The sequence below is a fragment of the Rhizobium sp. P40RR-XXII genome (assembly GCF_012641405.1).
In the GTDB taxonomy this organism is placed as follows: domain Bacteria; phylum Pseudomonadota; class Alphaproteobacteria; order Rhizobiales; family Rhizobiaceae; genus Rhizobium.
Genome location: NZ_JABAII010000005.1, coordinates 34884 through 58932 on the forward strand (window position 1 = coordinate 34884; position 24049 = coordinate 58932).

The window sequence follows — 24049 nt, forward strand, 5'->3', positions numbered from 1 at the left end:
TCCACACCTTTTTGATGCCCCAGGCTCATCAAGTCGGGGTTGATACCGTTGGGACGTGGACGCTTGTGCTAAGCATAGGCCCATGGTCTCATTTAGCACGCCGTATACCCGGGTTTGCCCACGGCTGACCGCAGAAGCTTATCGCGGCAAACGCAATTTTTGAGGGGGCGGCATGACTGTAGTTCGGCTACTACAAATTGCGAACTTTCGCGCGATTAAAAAGCTTCGATGGCTGCCAGGACCGGGGGTAAACTGTCTGGTCGGCCCAGGCGACAGCGGGAAATCAACTATTCTCGACGCGATTGATTTATGCCTCGGCGCGCGGCGATCGTTGTCCTTCACGGATGCGGATTTCCACGGGATCGACTTTGACCAGCCTATCCGCATTTCCGTTACGCTTGGCGCCCTCGATGATCCGCTCAAGAACATCGACGCGTATGGCGACTTCCTCGTGGGCTTCAACGCGGTGACGGGAATCGTTGAGGCCGAGCCAGGTGCCGGATTGGAGACGGCACTAACCCTGCAACTCAATGTGCAGAGCGACCTCGAGCCGGAATGGACGCTCGTGTCGCCGCGCGCGCAGGCAGCGGGACGAACGCGCAACCTCAATTGGGCCGATCGCACCCGGATCGCCCCGGCGCGGCTCGGTGGAGCGGGCGACTCACACCTAACGTGGCGGCGTGGCTCGGTGTTGAGCAAAATCACAGAAGGCAAAGCAGATACGTCGAGCGAACTGACCCGGCTGGCGCGCGAGATGCGTGATGCTTTTGATCAGGAGAAACTCAAGGAGTTGGAAGGGTCATTGAAGATCGTCACCGCCGCTGCAGGTGAAATGGGCGTTCCTGTCGGTGCGGCGGTGCAGGCCCTTATCGACGCCGGTTCGATCAGCTTTACGGGCGGCTCGATCTCGCTGCACGACGGGAGCGGTATTCCACTGAGGTCGCTCGGCTTGGGATCGTCGCGTCTTTTGATCGCCGCTTTACAGCGGAAAGCTGCAGAGAAGGCAACGACCTTCCTGATCGACGAACTGGAATACGGTCTCGAGCCGCACCGCATCATCCGCTTACTCGGGGCGCTCGGTGCGAAGGAAGAAGTGCCTCCGATGCAGGTGTTCGCGACTAGCCATTCACCAACGACCGTCACCGAACTAAGCGCTCACCAGCTGCACATTGTCCGACACAAGGATCACGAACACACCGTGACCCGTGCCAGTGACGCAGGCGACGTCCAGGGAACCATCCGGGCTCACGCCCATGCCCTCCTCGCCACCTCCATCGTTGTGTGTGAAGGCGGAAGCGAGATCGGCCTTATGCGCGGGCTGGATCAACATTTTACCGGAACAGGTGAATTATCTCTCGCCGCCTGCGGCGCCACGCTGGTCAACGGCAATGGCGATGAGACGTTCAGCCGCGCCAACGCGTTGCAGTCCCTTGGATACCGCGTCGCCATCCTCCGCGATAGTGACAAAGCCGCGCCTGCAGCCGCGGAAGCAGCCTTCCTCGCCGGCGGAGGGCAGGTTTTCGCCTGGGGCGGCGGGCGGGCGCTGGAGCAGGAGCTGTTTTCTGCCTTGTCAGACGCGTCCGTCGCGCAACTTCTTGAACTTGCGGTCGAAGCAAAAGATCGTGCACTCATCGACGCGCATATCAAGACGATTTCGAACAGCTCGACGTCTCTGATTGTTCTTGAAACCGACGCTTTGATTAATGGCTTCGATGCCGCCAGGCGAACGCTCCTGGGGAACGCTGCGGCGCGGTTCGGCTGGCTTAAGACCATTACAACTATGGAGACCGCTGGACGGACCATCGTCGGACCTTCTTATGCTGCCGCCAACGCCAGTCTGACGAGCGTGATGGATGGCGTGTTGGATTGGGTTGAAGATGGCAGCCGGTGAAATCGACCTGAATGCAATCGGGCGGGGACTTGTCGTAGCGCCTGCTGGCTGTGGGAAGACGCAACTCATTACGGACGCGCTTGCGCGGCATAGCGGCGCGAAACCGGTTTTGGTGTTGACGCACACGAATGCCGGTGTTGCAGCCCTGCGTGGGCGGCTCGAAAAGGTCGGAGTGAAACCCAGCTCTTATCGAGCAGCCACGTTGGATGGTTTTGCCATCCGACTGATTTCAATATTTCCGCAGCGCGCGGGCCACGATCTGCGGATCATAACCGGTGCCCGGCCGAATTATGAGGCCATCCGAGATGCAGCGGCACGGCTCGTCGCAGCCGGGCACGTGCACGACATCCTGGCCGCCAGCTACGAAAGGCTGTTCGTCGACGAGTACCAGGACTGCTCGATCCGGCAGCACGTGCTCGTGACGTGGCTCGCCCAGAGCCTGCCAACGGCGATCGTCGGAGACCCTTTCCAATCCATCTTCGGCTTCGGGGCCGACCGTCTAGCGGACTGGAATTCAGAGGTTCTGGCGTTCTTTCCGGTGGTGGGGGAACTCACTACTCCATGGCGGTGGAACAATGCCGGAGCCGCCGAATTGGGGAGTTGGTTGCTCTCTCTCCGACCCCAGCTCGCTAGCGGCACGCCGATCGATCTGCGAATGGCACCCGCTGCAGTTCAGTGGATTGAGCTCGATGGTCGGCGCGATGATGCGCTTCGTCTCGCGGCCGCCGGCGTACAAGTCCCGAGCGACGCAAAGGTGCTGATTATCGGCGACAGCACCGACCCGACCGGGCAGCGCCGGTTCGCACGTCAGGTCGACGGTGCCGTCACTGTAGAAGCCGTAGACTTGCGCGACCTCACGGAGTTTGGAGCTACGCTTGATCTCAGCCGCCCGGAAGCGCTGGCCGTGGCTGCTGGATTTGCTGAAAACCTGATGAGCAATTTTTCAGCCGATGACCTTGTGCGGTCGATCGCTGCCGCCCGGGCGGGCAGTCTTGGCCGTGGCTTGTCCGACATGGAACAGGCGGCCGTTGTGTTCGAGCAGGAGCGAACGCTGAGCGCGGTTGCAGACCTTTTGGTGTCTATCAACAGGGCGGGCGGGGTGCGGTGTTATCGTCCGGCGGTGCTTGCCGCAGTACAGCGCGCCCTGCAGCTCGCCGCCTCCCCAGGGGGACCATCCTTCCGGGAGGCGACCGTTGCGATCCGCGAGCAGTCGCGGTTGGTTGGGCGGCCGCTTGCCCGACGCTCGGTCGGCAGCACCTTGCTACTCAAGGGCCTTGAAGCCGATGTCTCCGTTGTTCTTAACGCTGGTGCCCTCAACGCTCGAAACCTCTATGTCGCGATGACGCGTGGATCTAGCCGGGTGACCGTTTGCTCCTCTTCCCCGATACTCAATCCTGTCTGGTGATCAGGGGACTCATGGTTCGACCCAGGAGACATGGCCAGCTGACATGTAAACGACGGCCCCGCGTTCAGCGCCGGTCACGCTCAGATAGTCACGGAGCTGTGCCGCGTGTGCACCCTGCGCAGTCGCATCCGGATTCACATCCGATTTCCAGTCTATGACCAGGGCGATGCGATCACCGTCGATCCAGGCGGCATCCGCGCGGCCGGCCAGATAGCGTGGCGGGGCTGCTGCCCATAGCGAAATTTCGGGCACGAGCCGCCCCATGAACGGCTCAAGGTCGGGCATGCGCAATGTCCGCAGTGCTGTTCTCCCCATCTCCTCGGGATCCGGCCTGCGTTCGTTGGGATCGTCATCCACAACTGCTTGCAGCTGGTCAAGCAGTTGGGCCGCGCGCCGAATGACCTCGTCCTCGCCATCAGACAGTTCGCCGTTGAGAAACTCCTCCATAAGCTTGTGAAGAACGTTGCCGCGGAGGGCGCCTGCGCCGACAATCCGCTGGCCGTCGGTCGTAATATCCACAACAAAGCTGTCGGTTGTGTCTGCGCTGCGGTCTGGATCGCGCTTGCTTGGGCGATCCCAGAGGATTGACTCCGAGGCGGCATCGATGCGCTCGCGCTCGGCGAGAAAAATCGCGTCGGTCTGCTCGTTGACGAGGACATCAGCATTGGTCACTTCGGACGCAGGCAGCATGTCCGTTCGAAGCTCACCCAGGCGCTTCTGTCCCAAATCCATGACCCTGGACCACGAGCGCGACGAGGCTCCTGGCAGATCGGGGATGACGAGCAGATCGCGGGCACGCGTCGTCGCGACATACCACAGCCGTTCACGCTGCCTCGCTTCACGAAACTCTTCCTCGCTGCGGGCGGCTGCCAAGTCCGGCGGCTCAATGCCGCCGACGATCCAGTGAAGGGTATCGTCTGATTGGCGATAGACGAACTGGTCCTGAGGCTTGAAACGAGTTGACGAATTCACCGTGATGACGACAGGCCATTCAAGCCCCTTGGCGCTGTGCATCGTGACAATTTCGACCGCGTCTCCAGAGACATCCACCCGTCCCTCAGGGTGGCGGCGTTTTCGCTCCCACCCCCGCTGGAGGTCGAGCGCAAACGCTCGCAAGCCAGCGACTCCGTAAGGCCTGGCGAGCTCGACAATTGCATCGAGGTTCGCCAGTGCTCGGGCGTTGCGTTGGCCATGACGCGCTGCCATCACCACCCGGAGGTTCAAGCGTTCGATAGCGTACGCCAGCAATTGCATGGGCGTGAGTTCCGCCGCGAGACGGTGCAGACCCTGGAGTTTGACGAGTACCTCACGAGCGAGGGAGTGTACAACATCGTCAGCCACCGTCCGCAACTGAAATCGGCGGCGCCCGTCCGCGTCAGGCTTGAGCGCCGCCGTAATGTCGAGCAACTCTTCATCGCTCAGTCCAACAACAGGGCCGCGCATGAGGGCGCCAAACGCGAGTGTGTCCAGGGGATCGGCCAAGGTTCGGACCAGAGCCAGAAGATCTTGCAATTCCTGCCGCCGGAAAAGTGCGTTACCAGCCTGAGATGCAACAGAGATCCGGTGTCCTTCAAGGGCGCGCTCGTAACGCCATAAATCGGTATGGGTGGGCGCGAGCAAGGCAATGTCGCCTGCGCGAAGGCGCCGCTCCGTGCCGTCTGCCCTGGTGATCGTAAGTGCCCCGATCAGGCGTGCGCAAAGCTCGGCCACTGCCTCCGCCTCCGCCTCGCGCTGCTCCTCTGCGCGGACATCGCGCGGTACGTCGATCGTGAGCTTCGCCGCGGCTGGAAATGGCAGCGGCGGGGGATTAACCGTGGCGGTCAATGGTACGAAGCCCGGCTGACCCGGCTTAGCAAGAACCTCCTCGAAAGCCTTGTTGACATGTTCGAGCACTTCCGCCCGGGACCGAAAATTGGCCGTAACGGCAAGCAGGCAGCCATTTGTTGATTTTGCGATCACCGACTTTGCCACTGCATAAGCTTCGATGTCGGCCCCGCGAAACCGATAGATGGCCTGTTTAGGATCGCCGACCAGAAACAGCGCGCCGGGCCGAAGCTGAGCCTGTTCCCAGCGGGTGGGAGGCGCGGTTGCCGCGATGAAAAACAGGATCTCGGCCTGCAGCGGGTCAGTGTCCTGGAATTCATCGACGAGGAGATGCGAGTAGCGCCACGCGAGCCATTCGCGGATTTCCGTATGCTCGCAGACAAGAAGGCGCGCCTGAAGCAGAAGGTCATCGAAATCCAACACCGCAGCATCACGCTTGCGGAGGTCATACGCGTCGATCACTTCGCTCAAGGCTGCAGCAAGTTCGTGCACAAGCCTCTGGGCAATCGACCCGATCATGGTTCGATATGCCGCGGTTACCTGCTCGTAGCGGGCGGACGCTTCGTCACCGCGACGCTTGCCCTCGGCGGCTCCGAGGACACTCTTCCAGGCGGCCATTCTGCGATAGGGCTGTAGATCGATGGACCGCGGCAACATCGCTTCGATGCGTGGAGGCTGCGTCAAGCGCCAAAGCTCTGGGAAAGCGGTATTCGCCAGGGTCTCGTTATAGAATGCCGCGAGATGCTCCAGGTCATTGATCAAATCCGCTGTGCCAGCCTCGGCTGGACCGGCGGCGTGCCAGCGGGAAAACGCCACGACGGCTTCGTTGAATGTCCGGTCCGGCCGGGATGAAAAATCAGATGCAGGAGCGCTCGCGGTACGATGGTCGCGGCGCAATATGGCAAGCTCGCGAACGCGCTCGACAACGCCAAGCGGGTCGTCCTTGGCCAGAGTAGCGATCGCTCCATCTTCGTCGGCGCTGTCCGCCAGTTTGTCCTTCAGCCACTCGGCGAGCACTTCGTCGAAGAGGGCCTCGGCGACTGTCGCATCAACCACTCTGGATCCGGGATCCAGACCCGCGGCGAGCCCGTGCGAGCGGATGATGCCTTGGCAGAAGCCGTGGATCGTCGTCGCCGTGATCTCATCGAGTTGCGGAGCCGCGGCCTCGAGACGAGCAAGCGCATCCGCGTCTAGCGGCTGAGTAAGTATTTTCGCAAGCGCCGGCGGGATCTTTCCGGCCCGGAGCTCCGCAATCGTCCAACGAATTCGCGCTTCAAGCTCGCTTGCCGCTGGTTCGGTGAAGGTGATCGCGGCGATCTTGGAGGGTTCAATCCCGCTCGCTATCATCATCGCAACACGGGCAGCCATCAAGGACGTCTTGCCGGTGCCAGCGGCTGCCTCGACCAGGATGTTGGATTTGAAGTCTGTCAACGCGCGTCTACGAGCATCTAGGTCAGCGGTCACGGGCTGCTCCAAAGCTTTGATAGCGGGCTATTCACCTGCGCGAAGGGACGTTGCTTGGTACGACGGTAGACTTCTAGGTCGGATGGAAGCGCGATCGAAATCGGGTCAAAAAACTCTGGTTGGGGACCCGGCGCAATCTGCCCGGTCTTCTGAAGTTCGACACCAGCGGCTGTGAAGGTGATCGCTTCCTCAATTGCAGCTACGAGTTCGTCGTGGACCAAGCTCAAAGTGCGGGCGGGCTCATGTCTGAGATAGGTCAGCCGAGACTCGACGTTCCGAACCTCCGGCAGCAACGATCTGGCGGCCAGGGCATAGAAAACGCGTTGGAGCTCTGTTCCTCGATTGAAAACGATAGTCCTCTTCCGCTCGGGCGCCGCACCTGCCTTGTAGTCGGTTATGATAGCCGTACCTCGAGACCCGTCCTCGTCGAGCCGATCGATTCTGCCGCGAAATGCAACACCGGTCGCTCCCACAGAGACGGGCGAAAGCGTCGTCCAAGGATGAGGCTCGGCGATGGGCTCGCCGAATGTAAGTTCGGTCCAACTCGTGCCACGAGGTTCTCCTAGAGCATCCCTCAACCCGCGGGATGCGCGTTCGCGGGCCACTGTCATGGTATGGCGCCATAGCAGACCCGGTGGGACAGCACGTTCGATTGGCCACGCATCGCCCAATCGCCTGGCTTCATCCGCTAGACCGATCTCGATCTCATCGGTATTCCTCGGCGCACCGTTGCGGAGAACGCCTCCAATGAGGGCGTGGACGAGTTCTCCAAACGCGCGATGGTCAAGCGCCAGCGGCTGGGGGTCCAGATTGGGCTCACGCCAGTGAAGCGCGTACTCCCAGACAAACCCGAGCGGATTGCAAAGGAGGCGATTTATGGACGTCGTGGATTGCACCTCCGCGAGTGCATCCAGGATCAAAGGATGATTGGCCCGAACCAGCCCGTCGTGCATGGTATGCCGCTCGCTGTCCTGCCAAGCCCGCCAACAGGCGCGGCTGGACCGAACCTGCCGTTGCTTGCCTGCATCGGGAGGTCTTGCATACAGGCGATCGCTTTCGCTGAAGGCATGCCTAGGGATGCCGCTCCGGCTCACGATCCGCTCCTGATCGCGGCGCCATAGCGTGCTCGCGGCTTGCAGCGCACCCGTCGCACTTCTGTGTCCGCGTGAGAGCGCATAACCGTCAGACTGACTTACGATGAGGTTGTGCATCCTTCGGTCCTCGTCGGCTATATCAGCTGACGGAAGCCTAATCTTCCCGAGTAGATGCTGCGGCAGCAACGGATCTTCGATCGCCTGGCGCGGCCAGGCGTTTGCTTCGAGGCCAAGAAGCCGGACATGCTTGCGAGAGGCGCCGGCTAGATGACGAGCCGGTCCCCACACGACGCTGCTGCCAGGCTCTTTTCCGTCATCGACCCGGAGTGCCTGGAGCGAGAGCTCCACTGCTTGAGGAGGCGCCATGCGTAGGGCATCCTGCCACAAGGTGAGCGCCGGCCCATGCAACAGAAGTCGTCCCGCTCGATCCGCCTCGAGGAGCCCGCGAGCGAGAAGCTCGATAACCGGTAACAACGCATTTTCGGCAGCATCTCCATCGGCCCGCTCGGCCCGTGCTTGCCTGAGGGCGTGTCGCCAGTGCTGCCCGGTCGAGAGAGCAGCGCTTCGCCTTAAACCCTTGGCCCAGTCGAGAGGGATATTCTGACGAGCTGGAGAAACCCGGGCGAACAAGAGGCGCACGCGTTCTTGCGAGAGGCCCCTCAGTAGAACATCAGCCAACGCGGCACAGCTCTGTCCCTCGCGTGTCGCCAAGGCGGGGACGCCATGGCTAAAATGCAGTGGAAGCCCAGCCTCGCGCGCAAGCACCAAAAACGTATCGTCCCACGTATTCGGCGAAGTGGCCGTGATCGCGATTTCACTCGGAGATATGCCGTCCTCCGCAATGAGCGCCCGCGCCCAGCGCAGCGCCTCTCGCACCTCGCTTCGCGGATCGGCGCAGAGATCGGCGGCGGTGATCTGGCTGCGGCCGGCCGGCAAAGCTTCCACCGTTCCCGCGAACCAGTTCCGCTGGCAATGAGCCGGAGCGACCCATCGCACTGGAACAACATCGCAGAGCTGTACAATGAGCTGGCGCCAGATGGGCTTGATGTCGGGGATCTCTTGAAGCGTGACGGAACCCAAGAGTTTTGGAGCGTGGTGCAGGCGCTTCAGTGCCGCTTCAACGAGGTCTGGCGGGGCAAGTGTACCCGCAGGCAATGCCTCTCTCACACGCCGTTCCAGCATAGTGAAGTCACGAAGGCGGGGGTTATCCGCAATTTCAGTTAGGATGCCGGCGTCCCACCAGCTTCGGAGTGAGGTGAGTACAGCAGATGGCATTCCGGGCAGGTCGGAGACCTGTCCGATGTCGTCGTACATCCCAGCGGCAAGACCCGCTCGTATCGCGGGATACAAGTTTTCTCGTGAAGCTGGAGCTATGAAGCCGCCCGCGAGCCGAGCAGCTAGAAGGGGAAGCGTTAGTATCTGGCGCCCGATCGCGCCTTCGCGCGCAGCAGCGAGCCGTTGCATCCGCAATGAAAGGGGGCCATCGACGATCACGGTATGAATGGACATTTCTCCGCCCCCACATCTTGGCCTCGCGCAGTCACCTATCCCGGAGTTTGCCATGCAGGCACCCAACAATGCCTCACCCGTTTGTGCGCCGCCGGACAAACAATCCCTCAAGGTGGGCGACCATGTTTTCAAGGGCGCTACCCAGCTTATCAAGATCTACTTTACTTATTGTACGCTCTCGACCGTCGTGATCGCGACCGTAACGGTGGACGCAATCATGCCGTACAGGAACGAACTCCATAAGTACTTTTTTCGTCGCTTCATCGGGAAATATCGTAGAGCCGAGCGCACTTCGATAATATTGATCGATCTTCACGAAGTTGTGGTACATCAGCTCGCGCAAGCGCGTGTGCACCCAGTCGCGAAAAGCATGTGCATTTGATGCAAGCTCAACGACACTAATCTTTTCGCCGGCCCATTCCTTGTTGCCGATAACGAGTGCTGCCAAGGATTTGGGATTGTCGAGCAGCAGGCGGATCAGGCGGTCGCTAAGATACGCCTCGATCGCGGAAAAGTATTGGACCAGCAACATGCGGTTCAGCGCAGCAACCGATCCATGGCCTCCGCTCTCCACCTCGCCGGCAATAAAGTCGATGTCGTAGGTCGCAAACTTGAAGATCTGCCCAGGGTCATTTGGCAGGTTTTCGCGCTGATAGGCTTCAGTATCCCATTCGTCATCTGGACTCGTAGTCGGATCATCGATCACGCTGACCGCCGTGGTTTCATCCTGCAGCCCTGCTACCAGGCCTGAACCCGTATTCCTGACATGAACTTGAAACCGACGATCGCACTTGCTGCAAACTATGGCTTGGTAGACAGAACCCTGCGTTTCGGACCCGTGATCAGCCATGAGGTCGTAGGGCGGCGCTTCTTTCAGAATTTCCTGAATTGTAGCCCCACATCCGGGGCACAAGAGCTTTAACGATGGTGATCCGGGCTCCATTGCTCCTCTTTTCGTCGACCTACGTGCCGGTTCTGCTTTTGAACTAGTTATTGTTGCACCCGCTTTGCCTTCGAGAAAAGGTAGGGCTCCGAACGCTTGCGGCTAGAGTATCCCCACGGCCGCAACCTCCCCTCCCGGTCATCTCCCTCAAGCTCAGCTCAGAGGTTGACATAGGCATACCGTCATTATCGGAGATAACTGACGTTAACCCGTTCACTTTATTTATGTCTCCTGTTGGCGGATAATTGCCGTTCTAGAAGACCAGCCTAACGAACGGCTACTTCTGACCAATGTTCTTACGCACTTTCTTCCCAGGACGTTTCGACGAAGGCTTGTCCTGCTTCAGGATGGCCGCGATCGCGGGATCGATTCGATCTTTGAGCACCTTTTTCGCCCATTCCTTCCTGGCTCCGGTAGAAACGTGACGAACCTGACGCAAAGCAATCAGGATACGATTCAAAAGGGGCAGCGAATTACGAGACAATGCCTCGTCGAGCCACGAGTCAGCGTCTTTCCATTGGGCCGTGAAGAATTGCTGCATTGCCGATGTCGCGGGTTCGACGATACCGTTTTCGACGCAAAGCACCGACCCGTGCCCGGCGATATCGTGAACTAGATGCCCGATCGGGTCGCGGGCCGCTCGCATCAACGGGAACGGGCAGGTTCCGATCTCAAGCAGCAAAGAGCCACCCATCGACGGCTGATCGTCGTCCCCGACCGCTGCAGGGAGATAGGCGAGCTGGGCAAGGATCATCCACCCTACCATCGGACCATAGGTCTGCGGTAGCTCACCTTCGAGATCAACCGGGTCTCCTAGGGGCTGTCTCGCCGCGTCCAGCAGCGTTATCGTACCATCGCCATTGATGCGAAGATCCTGAAGCGTGCCATCAGGCTTTTGAAAAGCAACCACGCCCTCCTTGAAGGGTTTCGCGCGGGGTGCTCGATCATAGAGTCCGACCAGCAGGCCGCTTGAGAAGCTGCCCTGCCTCGTGGCCATATCTCGAATGGCTTGTGCTCCGATCAGGTCTCCAAGGAAGACGCCCTCGAGGCGATCTGCCAACCAGTGGCCGGCCTCTTGAGGATTCGCCGCAGCCTGCAGCTCCAGTTCCTCCGAGATGGCGTAGGCCAACTCACTCAGGAACAGGTCAGGTGCGCGTGGCGCGATCACATCTTCACCGCCAGCATGGCGATAGGTCCGCAACCATCCTTGCGCAGTGAGGCTCTCGATGACGTCACGCGCCGGCTGCTGCAGAGCATCACGCCGGACCACGAACCCATGCGAAATTTCCAAGGCGAGCTCGCTCGAGGTCCGTGCCACATCGGCGACGAAGTCGCGCGCAATAAGGCGGAAGCCGCGAGCCGCTTCCCCAATTGCCGCAAATCGCTTTCTCACTGCATCGATGAACGATATACCCAACATGGAGGACAGCACCACGCCATGGTCCGCGTGCCGCCTATCCTGGCTAACATCGGCGAGCAGGGTCCGAAGCAGCCAGGGAGCGCGGTATTCGCCGGCGAAATCCGCTCCTTTCAGAAAACCGATCCGGTGGCCCGCGAGAACCTCTTGCGCCTTTTGAAACTCTATCTGGCTCAGCACTTCGACCTGGATGGTTTGGGCGGCCTCTCCCAGCGCAGTAACATCACGGCCGTTCGAGCCGGAGAGCAAGCCGCTGGCGTCGTCGGTCGTAGCCAAAAGCCGCAACCGCGAGCCGAAACCCGACTCAGAAATTTCTTCGATGTCATTCGCAATCGGTGAACCGGGAACGACTCCGTCAATTGCAAGGACGAGCACAGGGTCGCCAACACTGCGCGAGAGGCGCCTGAGCCATTGTCGGATGTCGTCTTCCGTAACGGCCCACTCGAGCGCGGCGGACAGCATATTTGCAATCCTCTGGAAGAGGCCTGCCCCTCCACGCCCACCGCGGACCAGGAAAACAGCGTAAGTTTTCGAGCTCGCCATGCGTTCTGCAAATTCCCGCAGAATATGGCTCTTTCCGCTAAGCGGCGCTCCAGTGATCAAAATGGTCGACTGCCCCGCATCGAGAGCTCGCTTGACGGCGACCGTCGCGACCCGGGGAATTAGGAAATTGCTGACAAACGGTTTGGCATGCGTCGATGCGGCCCCGGTCATTTGATCGAGCACGTGACGCGTTCGCGCGCGGACCGCACCTGGCCACACGCCGGCGTCCGGCCCCATCAGGACCTCGATCGCCCAATCCAAATTGGCGGCTGCGACCTTCGCCGCGTTCTCGAAGAGCTTGGTAACGATCTCGCCTTCGGTCGACTCCGGTACCAAAGGGGCACCTGTCGAACTGTCGGAGAGACGGCAATCGCTCCCATTGGTAACGATCACCAGAGGGGGACGCGGGGTCAGCTGGTTTGCGTAGCTCTGACCCTGACGGCGATCATCGTCCGTCAGGTCCAACCCGGTGCGTTTCAATTCAACGACGGCGAGCGGTCGATCCTGATGGAACAGGATGATATCCGCGCGTCCGACGGCTTTCCAATCGCGCAGACCATCCACCTCGAGCGTTTCATGACCGACTGTCACCACGAAGCGTTCCTGAAGGCGAAAATTGCGTCGTGGAACAGACGGAAATGCCCTCCCCAGCGCCTCGGACATCATCGCTTCTAGCTCTGCTTCAGGGGGCCTGCGGTGGGAGGTTTTTGTGCTTCGATCTTTGTTTTTGATGTTCATTGTGAACCGTATCGTTTGGCGAAAAGAGTGATCGGATCGTCCTCAAGACTCAAACTTCAACTCACCAGGGCTGCAGCAGCCATGACCACTATTTCCTGAAATTAAAGATTCGAATTTCGGCGTCGGAAAAGAAGGAGACCGTTACCTTCGATGATGAAATGATCGAGCGCGACTGCAGCCATCGCACTAACTCCTGGTTTTCTGGTGTGTTTGGTATTGTCGGTTGTCGCCAGCCTGGCTCGATTTCCGAATATGGTTTCGGCAACTGCTGGATTACGGCTCTGACCTGCTCGTCAGACATCAGCTTTTGGCATCTATTGAACATTGCGACTTGGATCTCGACGGGCCCAAGGTTTACGACCATCGCGCAGGCAGCTTCTGCCGGCAGGTTGCTCACATTTGCGTCTGTGCGATGTATAATACGGCCGATGAGTGAAGCACGATGTGCCGAGACTCCTAGTGCGGTCAGGTCCATTTTGGCGATGACTTTGAGCTTCTGCTCATCACCAATGGCTGAATCGAGGAGTTTCTCACGGAAATCATCGTTTACCGAATATTTGTCTTCATTGGTCAGGAAGCTGTCGATATTCTTTGTCACGAATAGAACCTGTAGCGCATCCTTTCCAACGAGAAATGAAAATGCTTTTTCAGAGAAGGTGACGGCCTCCTCTTCAACGAGAACACGCAGCTTTTCTTCACCAACAGTCTCGGAGAACTGGTCGAATTTTCTTGGAAGTCTTCGGATATAGGCTCGATAGGAGTCGATGTCGAAATCATCGTTATTGAACAGGAAGAGACGAACGGGACGAGCTTCATTCTCTCCACCGACAGGTACCTGCGACAATATCGACCTGACTTCGGTCCTCTCCAGGTAGGCAGTGAGTATTTGAGCATCGAATTCTTCGCTTGATAGAAAAGTTAAGCAGTTTTCCCAAGATGGTTCGATTCTTGATAAACGGAATACGGCAGATCGAAGTCGGCTCGGGACCCGCTCCAGCGTCGGTAGCTTCGCTCGCTGCTGCTCAAGGAACTGCTCCAAAAACTCCGATCCTATTTCTTCGTGGTTAAGTACATCCAGGATCACCAAAACATCCTCCTCCGAGTTGCCAGGCCGAAGAAGTATGCCTTTGAGGTAGCGGTCAAAATCACTATGGACCTTGTCGGTCAACGGCGCGTATCCCTCCCGCAAGACGGTTGAGTAGTGCTTGATCTCCAAGTCCGCCGTACTGCCGGATCCCAATACGTTGCGAAATATGAAACCGACGTTCTCCGCAGTGATCGTGTAAAGGCCGTGATCGCTCAACACTCGGACGGCCGCTGGATAGGGTCCAACGCTGCCAAGATCTTCGGTCTGAAACTGAAAGACGGCCAATCGACTCGGTTCGAAATCGACTTGGAGAGCGAGAACCGAAGCAAGGTTCGAAGCCAAATAGTCAGAGATTTCGGTAGTTTTACGAGGCAGAGTTTCGAGCACTTTCGCAGGCAGATGCGCGATCAAGCGTGCAACATGAACCGCGTTCTGTGGACCCGCAACTGCGGCGGCTACAAATCCTGGCCATCGATTTACGAGAGTTGTCAGGAACTCGCTGTTACGCTGGCCGGTTTGATAGTATGCCGAAAAGAAGGGTGCACATTCATCAAAGTTCGATGAGACATAGTCGATAAGCTTCACGATTTGGCTATTGTATTGGCCAGAATTACCAAGCAAGCAGTCAACCAACGTGACGTTCAACACGAATTTCTGGCGAAAATCATCGTCACGCATGGCCGCGATGACTTCCGTCGGGTTATCGACCTGAAATTCAGGATCCGGAGCCTTGAAGCTCCGGATCTGGATGAGAAACTTATTGTCTGAGGGCGAAAGCCGGCCACGATGGAACAAAGAAGTATATTGATAGTACGTATCATCAAGGAATCCTTCGAGCACCAGAAACCTTACAAGCTCGCTATTTTCACCGAAAGCGTCGAATAAATCTTCGATGTCTCCCGAATTTGCGCGAACCAGCTCGTTGAATTTTGCCGTGCGTAAAGCAGCGATTTTCAGTCTAAGTTCTCTAACGCTTCTGGCTGCAGTGGCTCTGAATTCGGCAGACTTGCGCTCGATCAGCGCCTTTCGATCTCTGTATGTGAGAACTTCACTTACCGAACTCTGAAATCCTTTGATGTTAACGTTCTGGCGATTATTGTAGTATGCTTGCAGCGCCGTAATATGATCCTGCTCGATGACCTCTTCGAAATCTGGATGCATCGTCAGGCCGGAGAATGGGACATTTTCACCATTCGGTCTCACAATGGACGTGAAGCCTTGCGGAAGTTTCGCAATTAAAGCCATAGCGTAAATCTTGCGAAGTTCTTCCAGATCGCTCGGTACAAGCCTTTCAGCGTCGCTGATTTGATTTTCTAATTGAGAAATTTGTGCTTTGTAATGAGCCTCAGCACTTATCACGTATGAATCGTGGCGGCTGAGGATCTCAGCTAGTTTTCCCTTTTCGCGATGTAACTCTTCGAAATCGCTCGGCAGTACATTCTTATAAATCAGGATGGCAAGTAGTTTGTTTGCGTCGAGAATGTTCTCGCCGTCAGTTTCCAAATTTGCAACATAGACGGTGTATTCATTGAAAATATTATGGATCAATCTCAGGTCGCTAAGATAGCGAGACACCTCACGAAGAAACTGCCTGTCTAGCCGTTCATCCAAGGACAGTCGCTGCCCCTGTTCGATCACCTTGTCGATGGAGTTTGAGCTATTGATGATCGGAATAACGGGAACAATAAATTCGAAAAACTTGGTTCTATCCGTGTTTACAAACATATTATCGCGAAGGGCGTAGAGGAAGCGGATCGGTCGTTTAACTCCAGCGTTAGCGTTTACCAGGCTGTTGATTTCCCGAAGCGTCACAAAAATTTCAGGGTTATTGAACCTATCCAGATCCTCTATAATGACCAGATCGTACTTGGTGGCTTGGAAGAAATATATAATCTCGTCCAAGTGCCTATTGAGGATCGATTCTTCTTTTGCTGTCTCCGGCGTTATTTCAATGTCTTTAAGCGAAATGCTTTTTAGGGAGAGGCCGAGACTTTTTATATATATCTGGTGGAAGGCAAGCCAGACGAAGAGAAACCCAACCGAAAATGTTGCGAAATTAAGCCAGTTTGCAAAGGCGACGGGCTTGAAAAACTCACCGCTCAGGACGGCATCTCGGTTGCTAAAGAGGTGCCAGCAAGAAAACAGCCCAGCCATGATGAACAGCGAGGTGAACTTTGACCACCACCTGGGGGTCTGGATGCGTTTGAAGCGCGAAAGCGGTAAACTGTTGGAATCCGCGCCGTAGAGCATCTGCTGGAGGATGCTTCGTTCGATCTCCTGCTTGCTGACATTGCCTTTTTTGGGCGACGCTGCCTGGGTTTCGTTGGTTGTAACGGACCCATCGGCCTCTGGTAAAAAAGCGGCAAGCGAAATTTGAAGGACTGGTCTGTTATACCTCCGACGGAAAGTTTTGATGATGCTGCTTTTTCCAGATCCGTAGGGGCCAGTCAGCGCAATGTTGGAGACATTCGGATTGTTCGTCGCGACCATCAACGCATCCGCGTAGATGCCGTGCTCGTCAGCCTCATCAGTTGGAGCAAGATCCACATATTTAGATGGCGTATCTTTTGCTTTTTGTGCAAACACCGACGCGCACCATCTAAATAACGATGTGATCTTCACTCGATGCATCCATTGTAAGAAAGCCGCTTTTCTTGTTTTGTAGCTGGTGGGCGATGCACCGCAAAGGCGAAAGTTTAGGTTGTACACAGCCCCTGATCTTTGGAAATTGCTCTGACTGCGTATTCGAGGCTCAGACGACCAAATGACTACAAGACTCCCCATGCCCGAAACCTCCCCCTCCCCGTCATCTCTCTGAGGCCGAGTTCCAAAACGATCCGTCGCGCCGCCTGCGGCGTGACGTCGAGCGTCTTCGCCACCATCCCGGCCGACACAAGCGGCCGCGCCATCACCAGCTCTGCCAATTCTGGCAATTTGGAAGACGTCCTCCGCCCCTCCAGCTTCCGGTCCATCATCGTTTTCGCCAACGCCAGCCGGTCATGCTCTTTCATGCCGATCTCGGCCGCCGCCAAAAATCCGTGGGCGATGGCGAGCAGCCGGGTCTCCCCATCACGATGCCGACGGCGATCGACGGGAATGGTTTTGAGGCCGAGGTTGATGGCGGCAAGATGCGCGCCGGTGGTAACGCCGGCCTGACGCAATATCGACGCGGCCAGCAGCCGGCCGAGCCAGGGCGCGTGCTGAAGGACGGAAAGTTCGTTCCAGGCATCGAGGGCGATGATAGACTGTAGCACCGCTGGCAAATATTGCGCCTGCCGCAACACCCCACGCCACTCCTCCAGCCGCTCGTCCTCGTCCCAATCCAGATCATAGATCATCGGATCTTTTTCGGCCCCGCCGCCGCGGTCGGGCCGTGTGGCGTTCGCGATCGCCGCTTCCGATCGAGCGAGCACGGCATCGATGTCAGCATAGTCGACGCCGGGAAGATCTTCGCCACTGTCAGCGTTTTCCCCCTCCCCTACCAGATCGATCGCGACGGCGCGCCTGGTGGCGCCGCCCGCCTCTGCTTCGTCGGCGCCGATCGACGCCACTGGCTCCGTCTGCCGCAGCGTTCGAATGCCGTCGGCGGAAAGCGCCCAGTCAGATGGTTGGCCGGCAATGCGCCGGCGAGTTCGCAGCACATCGCGGGCGATGGTGAGTTCGTGGGTGGGTGTGCGAATATCGCGGGTGGCGTCGTGAAGGACGAGGTCTTCGAGATGAACAAGTTCGCCGTCGATCCACAGCGAGGCGCAAGCGTCGGCGAAATGAATGCGCTCAATCCAGCCCGCGCCGACCGGCGAGCGGGCGATCCGCTCGTCGAGACGGGTGAGCGCGGTGCACGCGTCGAAAGCTGGCCGCATCAGGGCACTCATGCTGATTTTTTCGAGATCGTAAGCCATTGATTTTATGGTAAACGATTTGCTAAACGAACTCTATATTCAAATTACTATTCCTCACATGGTATGACTGCGAGTTGATGCTTTAACCATCGATAAGTACCGAGTATCGATAGTGAGCCATCTGACCGTCGAACCTTGCTATCCTCGCCACAAAGCCCTATCTTAGCGTCATGTCATCCGTGCCAGGAGCGCTCAAAATGTCCGAACCGCAGCTTTCCATCCGCAGCAGCAAGGCACGCGATCTTGCGCACGCACTGGCTAGACGCACGGGCCAACCGATTAACAAGCTCGTCGAGATCGCGCTCGAGCACTACGATCAAGAACTGCGGCAAAAGCCGGCACAGACGCCAGCCGATACGCTTTGGGAGTTAATGGCGGAGGGCCGACGGTCCGTGCCATCCGGCACCACCTCCGCCCACGATGATCTCTACGACGAAAACGGTTTGCCGAAATGATCGCCGTCGATACGTCGGTGATTGTGGCCACGTCACTGGGAGAGCCAGAAGCTGAACGATTTCATGCGCTCGTCACCCGTGGGGAAGTCGTCATTGGCTGGCCGACCTTGCTTGAGGCACGAATGGTGCTCAGCGGCAAGAGCTTTCCCAACGCTGCAACCATCATTTCACAGCTCGTGGCGTTGCCAAATGTGACCGCGGTGGCCTTTGGCGAGCGGCATTATTATGCTGCCGAGAAGGCCTTCGACCTGTTTGGTAAAGGTCGCCATCCAGCCGGCCTTAATATGGGCGACTGCTATTCGTACGCCGTTGCCGCGATTGCCAAGGCGCCCTTGCTATTCAAGGGGAATAATTTCGGGCGGACGGACGTGAGATGTCATCCCGCGTCGGTTACCCAATGACAAGCAAGGCTATCGTCGGCGCCTCGCCCGCCGATCCGGTCCAAAGCCGCGCCGAAGAACTGGACGCGCTCGACGCCATCCTGCCATTCGCCCACCGCGATCAGCTGGCAACGCTGCTGACGGACGACGATGTCGCCACCCTCAAACATCTGGCCAAGGAGGGCATGGGCGCCAATACGTTGCGCGCATTTGCCTCCGATCTCGGCTACCTCGAAGCCTGGTGCGAGCTGTCGACCGGCGCTCCCCTGCCCTGGCCGGCGCCAGAAAGCCTGCTCCTGAAATTTGTCGCTCATCATCTCTGGGATCCGGTCGAACGCGCCGAGGATTCTTCTCACGGCATGCCTGATGACGTCGAGATTGGATTGCGCGCCAAAGGCCTGCTGCGTGTCGAGGGCCCGCATGCCCCCGATACTGTCCGCCGGCGGCTGACCTCTTGGTCGATCCTCACCCGCTGGCGCGGATTGACGGGATCTTTTGCTGCTCCGTCTCTAAAGAGTGCATTGCGGCTCGCAGTCCGCGCCGCGGCGCGGCAACGCCGCCGCAAGAGCAAACGAGCGGTCACCGCTGACGTTCTGACAAAGCTGCTGGCCACCTGTAACGGCGAGCGCCTGGTCGATCTCCGCGATCGCGCTTTGCTGTTGACCGCCTTTGCCTCCGGCGGCCGGCGGCGTTCGGAAGTCGCCGACCTGCGGGTCGAGGATCTCATCGACGAAGAGCCGGTGCATGCAGATCCGAAAGACCCCGCCTCCCCTCTCCTCCCGTGTCTCACCGTCAATCTCGGCCGCACGAAGACAACGACGGCCGAAGACCAAGCACATGTCGTTTTGATCGGCCGGCCGGTTGAAGCACTGAAGCGTTGGCTTGTGGAGGCCAAGAGCGAGAGCGGGCCGCTCTTCCGGCGGATCGACCAGTGGGGCAATATCGACAGGCGGGCGCTGACGCCGCAGTCGGTCAATCTGATCCTGAAAAGCCGGTGCAAGCTGGCTGGCTTGGATGCAGAGATGTTTTCGGCGCATGGGCTGCGATCGGGCTATCTGACCGAGGCGGCGAACCGCGGAGTCCCGCTGCAGGAGGCCATGCAGCAGTCGCTGCATAAGTCAGTGCCGCAGGCTGCGAGTTACTACAACAATGCCGAGCGGAAAAACGGGCGAGCGGCAAGACTGGTGAGCTAGGAAATCAATCTGGGGCGAACACATGCGGTATTCGACTGGCCAGCCTATACTGGTAGGCGATCATGTTATGGCCGATGGTATGGCTGGGATAGTTGCGTGTCGAATTGGCACGCCGCCGCTTATTGGCCATAGGTGACCGCTGCGCGGTTGGCGATGGCGGAGCCGTGCGGCGCTTCGTGTGGCATCTGACGGAGCCCGAGAATCTCGATGTGACGCTGCCTGCTGACAAGGTATTGGCAAATATCCCCGCCGAGCAGCACCAAAAACTCCAGGACGCGATACGCGATCACGCCCCATATCGAAGAAGGTCCTGGTGCTCCATTCATCACCATCAAATAAGCAACACTCTCGAAAATCGATATCGGGAACCGAGACTAGAGGTAAAGAGTTTGGCCTTTAACCACCAAACTGATTGGCGGTTCATCGAAGCACAAACCATAGGAGAATACCGATGATCAGTGAAGCCGATCGTGATCCGCGTCATCATACGCAAAAGATGCAAAAGCGCCTGCAGGAAACCATGGATCATCTGCGGGAAGACCTTCAAAAGGTGGACGAGCCGCAGTTGAAGGCCATGTTCGAAACCGCAGCAGAGGTTCTAGGGGGCCTGAAAAAGGCCTTTGGCGACTACGAGAAGAAAAACGAGGCTGCATGGAAGTAGCCCATCCCAATCGGCAGAAGTGCTGGTTCGCATGAGATGCGCTTTTGGCGATATGAAGCGGATGCCGCAGAGGCAGCACGATCGCGCCCGTTGCCCGGGCGATCCTGGATGTCGAGACCGCTAAAGCTTCGAGAAAAACCCATGGACCGGCATGGCCGATCGGATCGGAATAGCTTTCGCTATTGAAGGGAACGTCCCTCACCCATAAGGCGTCGAAACCCAATCTATCCGCTTGAGCGGCAACCCCCAGCTAAGGGGTTCTCTCCTGTGCCGGCAGAACAATGCCGAATGAAAGCCGACCTGGATCGAAAAGCACCTTACGCCCTGACTCCTGTTGCCTCTGGCAGGGAGAAAAAGCGACGTGCCGTCGCGAAAAAGGGCCAGCGTCGGGTTTTACGCGGCAGCCTGGCATGGTCGGTCTGTAGAGGCTGACCATGCGTGGAAATGGCATTCCGATCGAAGCTGGTGTCGGCAGCTTAGCTTGCGGCGATGCACTGCTTGACGAAATCGCGCAGAGCCTTCTTTTCCAGACCCTTGGTCGTGCCTTGATCATGGCAGGTCTTACGCTTCGCCAGAACCGGATACTTCTGCTGCAAGCAGCCTTTGACTGCATCCTTGCGTGCCTGGCCCTTGAGGCCCTGCCCTATCGCATCTTGCCGGCAGGCCTGCCGCGCCGTCTTGATTTCATCCTTCGACGGCATGGTCGAGGATGGTGCCGCAGTGGCGGGAGTCGTCGTAGAAGCAGGCGTAGCGCTCGTCGCTGGTGTCGTCGTCTGCGCGAAGACCACTGTTGCGGATGACAGGACAAAGAAAGCGGCGACGGCCGCATTTAGCAGCTTGCGGGTCATGGGCATATCCTTTTGGCTGAAGGCCATTCATGTTCAAGCCGCCGGCCCACATTGCGAGAGCGGCGTCCTTCTTGAACGATCGCTGCCACCTTATCCGTCGCTACAAACCTATTATTTTCTCACCGACCTGGGCCGCACTTCCTCTGCTTGCCAGAAAACAAGACGCGCTGAAGGAGGATCTTTGAAATTGATCGTTTGCATATTCGTGCGGATCAGCCGGCGAAATCGCGAGGCGTTACGTGCGCCCCAAACGCCGAGGAAGAGCTCTCCCGTTGCATCATTTTTAAAAACGACGGCTCCGCCGAATATGGAAGAAAGCCCGGCTTCGCCCATGACGCCTCCGCCACCGAAAAGCGCAATGACGTAATCCCGCGGAGCAACGGTGACGAGCGTCGGGCTCCGCGGAACAAACTGCTCACTTCGAAAAATATAAACTGGGCAAACGAATTCCCTCATGTCGCAAGCATAGGCTGAGCCTACTTTGCTACAAGTCCTTCAGGAAACTTAGCCGATTTCGTTTCTTTGTCAGTACACCACGACGCCCCTGACACTCTTTCCGGAGTGCATGAGCTCAAACCCCTTGTTGATGTCTTCGAGCGGCATAGTGTGGGTGATCATCGGATCGATCTCGATCTTGCCTTCCATGTACCAGTCGACGATCTTCGGCACATCGGTGCGGCCGCGCGCGCCGCCGAAGGCCGTGCCCATCCACGAGCGGCCGGTCACCAGCTGGAACGGCCGCGTCGAGATCTCCTGGCCGGCGCCGGCAACGCCGATCACCACCGACTTGCCCCAGCCGCGATGGCTCGCCTCCAGCGCCTGGCGCATCACCTTGGTGTTGCCGGTGCAGTCGAAGGTATAGTCGGCCCCGCCGATCTGATCGGCGCCGCGCTTCGTCATGTTGACGAGGTAGGGCACGATGTCGTCGCCGACTTCCTTCGGATTGACGAAATGCGTCATGCCGAAGCGCTCGCCCCATTCCCTCTTGTCATTGTTGAGATCGACGCCGATGATCATGTCGGCGCCGGCCAGCCTCAAGCCCTGGATGACGTTGAGGCCGATGCCGCCGAGACCGAAGACGATCGCCGTTGCCCCCATCTCCACCTTGGCGGTGTTGATGACCGCGCCGATGCCCGTCGTCACGCCGCAGCCGATATAGCAGATCTTGTCGAAGGGGGCGTCGGGATTGACCTTGGCAACGGCAATCTCCGGCAGCACGGTATAATTGGCGAAGGTCGAGCAGCCCATATAGTGATGGATCTTGTCCTTGCCGATCGAGAAGCGCGAGGTGCCGTCCGGCATCAGGCCTTGGCCCTGCGTCGCGCGGATCGCCGTGCACAGGTTGGTCTTGCGCGACAGGCAGGACGGGCATTCGCGGCATTCGGGCGTATAGAGCGGAATGACGTGGTCGCCCTTCCTGACCGAAGTCACCCCCGGTCCGACATCGACGACGATGCCGGCGCCCTCATGGCCGAGGATCGCCGGGAACAAGCCTTCCGGATCGGCACCCGACAGGGTGAAATCATCGGTATGGCAGATGCCGGTCGCCTTGACCTCGATCAGCACTTCGCCGGCCTTCGGCCCCTCAAGCTGAACCGTCATCACTTCTAGCGGCTTGCCGGCGGCAATGGCTACGGCGGCGCGAACGTCCATGGAAATCCCTCCAAAATCAATAGTCTACAGCTTGTATCTAGCGTGATTTGTTAGCGTGATATCCTTGCCCACAAATCAAGTATTTCCTGCCTCATAAGCAGGGATTCCTCCCAACGGTCGGTGGTATCTTCGCCGTCGCGCCCCGTAATGGCATAGGGTTTCGGTCCCAATTCGCAGGTGAAGGCGAGCGTCGCGTCCTTGTCGGCGCGTTTTCGCCAGCTCTTGAAGCCATATTCCCACCAACCGAGGAAAAGATCGACCCATGGCCCATGGTGCGGAAAGGAGATCTCGATTTGGACCTGCTCGCGCGAGGCGACGCGGCCGTGGAAGGCCCAGGAACTGTCCAGAATCCGGTGGATGAGCGCATGGTTCTCTTCGGATACCGGCCAGGCGAATTCACGCCCGACGAGGAAATGGGAGATGTCGCCCAGCAGCCGCAGTGCAGGCAGCCGATCGAGCAGATCGAGCGTGAAGAACAGATCCGTCGTCATCCGGTCCCGATGCGTCTCGATCCAGACGTCGATACCGGCCTCCTCCCCCAGACGCTGCCAGCCTTCCAGCAACGGAATGCAATCCTCCAGCCGCCGCAGCCGCACGTCAGGCTGCAGACAGATGTGATGGACATCGTGTTCGGCGGCGACCTCGAGCACCGGCTTCAGATCGTCGACAGTCTTGGGAAAGCACTGGCCTTCCGCCTGCAATCCATGCTGCTTGAGCAGACCCGCGACGCGGGAAACGACGTTACGGTCGTACCAATGGGTGCTGATGCCGTTAAAGCCGGCGGCCGCGATCTTTTCGATATTCTCTTCCAGAGAAAGCTCCGGATGTCGAGCACTGCGACGCTCCATGGACCAGAGCGACTGGAATATGAGCAAGTTTTGCATAGGTCCTCCCGTACCGGTGGCTTGCTCAGATCACGAATCCGAAGCCTTTACCAGTCGCCGCGGTGATGGCTTTTGATCATCAGCGCGTTTCATTGCAAAGCGGATGTATTCGCATGTCGCGGCGGTCGCGGCGTGATGGTTTTTCATCAAAATACTTTCGG

At 58.3% G+C, this 24049-nt stretch carries 16 protein-coding genes and 1 pseudogene; 6 read left to right on the forward strand and 11 right to left on the reverse strand.

Annotated elements, in window-relative coordinates:
• The first annotated feature begins 172 nt into the window (after positions 1 to 172).
• Positions 173 to 1891 (forward strand): ATP-dependent endonuclease, encoded by a 1719-nt coding sequence (locus HGP16_RS11315; protein ID WP_168840108.1) that lies wholly within the window; start codon positions 173 to 175, stop codon positions 1889 to 1891.
• A complete protein-coding gene (locus HGP16_RS11320) occupies positions 1878 to 3296 on the forward strand; it encodes a UvrD-helicase domain-containing protein (RefSeq protein WP_168840109.1) in 1419 nt (472 codons plus the stop codon). The genes HGP16_RS11315 and HGP16_RS11320 overlap by 14 nt, the downstream gene beginning before the upstream one ends.
• Positions 3297 to 3305: 9 nt before the next feature.
• Here HGP16_RS11320 and HGP16_RS11325 read toward each other — a convergent pair whose 3' ends face one another.
• The 6 genes from HGP16_RS11325 to HGP16_RS11350 all read right to left on the reverse strand — a co-directional run bounded on the left by HGP16_RS11325 (position 3306) and on the right by HGP16_RS11350 (position 17814).
• On the reverse strand, positions 3306 to 6551 hold the full coding sequence (locus tag HGP16_RS11325) for an exodeoxyribonuclease V subunit beta (protein ID WP_246705514.1): 3246 nt from the start codon (positions 6549 to 6551) through the stop codon (positions 3306 to 3308).
• Positions 6552 to 6580: 29 nt separating this feature from the next.
• Positions 6581 to 9187, reverse strand: coding sequence for a PD-(D/E)XK nuclease family protein (locus tag HGP16_RS11330; protein WP_168840111.1), 2607 nt, complete (start codon positions 9185 to 9187; stop codon positions 6581 to 6583).
• 73 nt (positions 9188 to 9260) lie between these two features.
• Positions 9261 to 10130, reverse strand: coding sequence for a hypothetical protein (locus tag HGP16_RS11335; RefSeq protein ID WP_168840112.1), 870 nt, complete (start codon positions 10128 to 10130; stop codon positions 9261 to 9263).
• A 277-nt stretch (positions 10131 to 10407) separates the two neighbouring features.
• Positions 10408 to 12828 carry a type I restriction enzyme HsdR N-terminal domain-containing protein gene (locus HGP16_RS11340; RefSeq protein WP_168840113.1) on the reverse strand — a complete coding sequence of 807 codons (2421 nt, stop codon included), beginning with the start codon at positions 12826 to 12828 and terminating at the stop codon, positions 10408 to 10410.
• Between the two features lie 88 nt (positions 12829 to 12916).
• Positions 12917 to 16537, reverse strand: coding sequence for an ATP-binding protein (locus HGP16_RS11345; RefSeq protein ID WP_312867311.1), 3621 nt, complete (start codon positions 16535 to 16537; stop codon positions 12917 to 12919).
• Between the two features lie 146 nt (positions 16538 to 16683).
• Positions 16684 to 17814 carry an RHE_PE00001 family protein gene (locus HGP16_RS11350; protein ID WP_168840114.1) on the reverse strand — a complete coding sequence of 377 codons (1131 nt, stop codon included), beginning with the start codon at positions 17812 to 17814 and terminating at the stop codon, positions 16684 to 16686.
• A gap of 197 nt (positions 17815 to 18011) precedes the next feature.
• Between HGP16_RS11350 and HGP16_RS11355 the strand changes: the two genes are divergently transcribed.
• The 4 genes from HGP16_RS11355 (at position 18012) to HGP16_RS11370 (ending at position 20503) form a co-directional block, all read left to right on the forward strand.
• The gene (locus HGP16_RS11355) at positions 18012 to 18269 is read left to right on the forward strand and encodes a type II toxin-antitoxin system VapB family antitoxin (protein ID WP_168840115.1); all 258 of its coding nucleotides are present in this window, start codon (positions 18012 to 18014) and stop codon (positions 18267 to 18269) included.
• The gene (locus HGP16_RS11360; RefSeq protein WP_168840116.1) at positions 18266 to 18670 is read left to right on the forward strand and encodes a type II toxin-antitoxin system VapC family toxin; all 405 of its coding nucleotides are present in this window, start codon (positions 18266 to 18268) and stop codon (positions 18668 to 18670) included. Before HGP16_RS11355 ends, HGP16_RS11360 begins: the two co-directional genes overlap by 4 nt.
• Positions 18667 to 19842, forward strand: coding sequence for a site-specific integrase (locus tag HGP16_RS11365; protein WP_168840117.1), 1176 nt, complete (start codon positions 18667 to 18669; stop codon positions 19840 to 19842). Before HGP16_RS11360 ends, HGP16_RS11365 begins: the two co-directional genes overlap by 4 nt.
• A gap of 451 nt (positions 19843 to 20293) precedes the next feature.
• Positions 20294 to 20503 (forward strand): hypothetical protein, encoded by a 210-nt coding sequence (locus HGP16_RS11370; protein ID WP_168840118.1) that lies wholly within the window; start codon positions 20294 to 20296, stop codon positions 20501 to 20503.
• 43 nt (positions 20504 to 20546) lie between these two features.
• Here the strand turns inward: HGP16_RS11370 and HGP16_RS34400 are convergent.
• The 5 genes and pseudogenes from HGP16_RS34400 to HGP16_RS11395 form a co-directional block, all read right to left on the reverse strand.
• Positions 20547 to 20753 (reverse strand): annotated as a pseudogene (locus tag HGP16_RS34400) (LLM class flavin-dependent oxidoreductase); the annotation flags it as partial.
• 226 nt (positions 20754 to 20979) lie between these two features.
• Positions 20980 to 21351, reverse strand: coding sequence for a PsiF family protein (locus HGP16_RS11380; RefSeq protein ID WP_168840119.1), 372 nt, complete (start codon positions 21349 to 21351; stop codon positions 20980 to 20982).
• 111 nt (positions 21352 to 21462) lie between these two features.
• A complete protein-coding gene (locus tag HGP16_RS11385) occupies positions 21463 to 21684 on the reverse strand; it encodes a hypothetical protein (protein WP_168840120.1) in 222 nt (73 codons plus the stop codon).
• A gap of 192 nt (positions 21685 to 21876) precedes the next feature.
• A complete protein-coding gene (locus HGP16_RS11390) occupies positions 21877 to 23004 on the reverse strand; it encodes an S-(hydroxymethyl)glutathione dehydrogenase/class III alcohol dehydrogenase (RefSeq protein ID WP_168840121.1) in 1128 nt (375 codons plus the stop codon).
• 50 nt (positions 23005 to 23054) lie between these two features.
• Positions 23055 to 23888, reverse strand: a complete 834-nt coding sequence (locus HGP16_RS11395; RefSeq protein ID WP_168840122.1) for a sugar phosphate isomerase/epimerase family protein — start codon at positions 23886 to 23888, stop codon at positions 23055 to 23057.
• Positions 23889 to 24049: the final 161 nt, after the last annotated feature.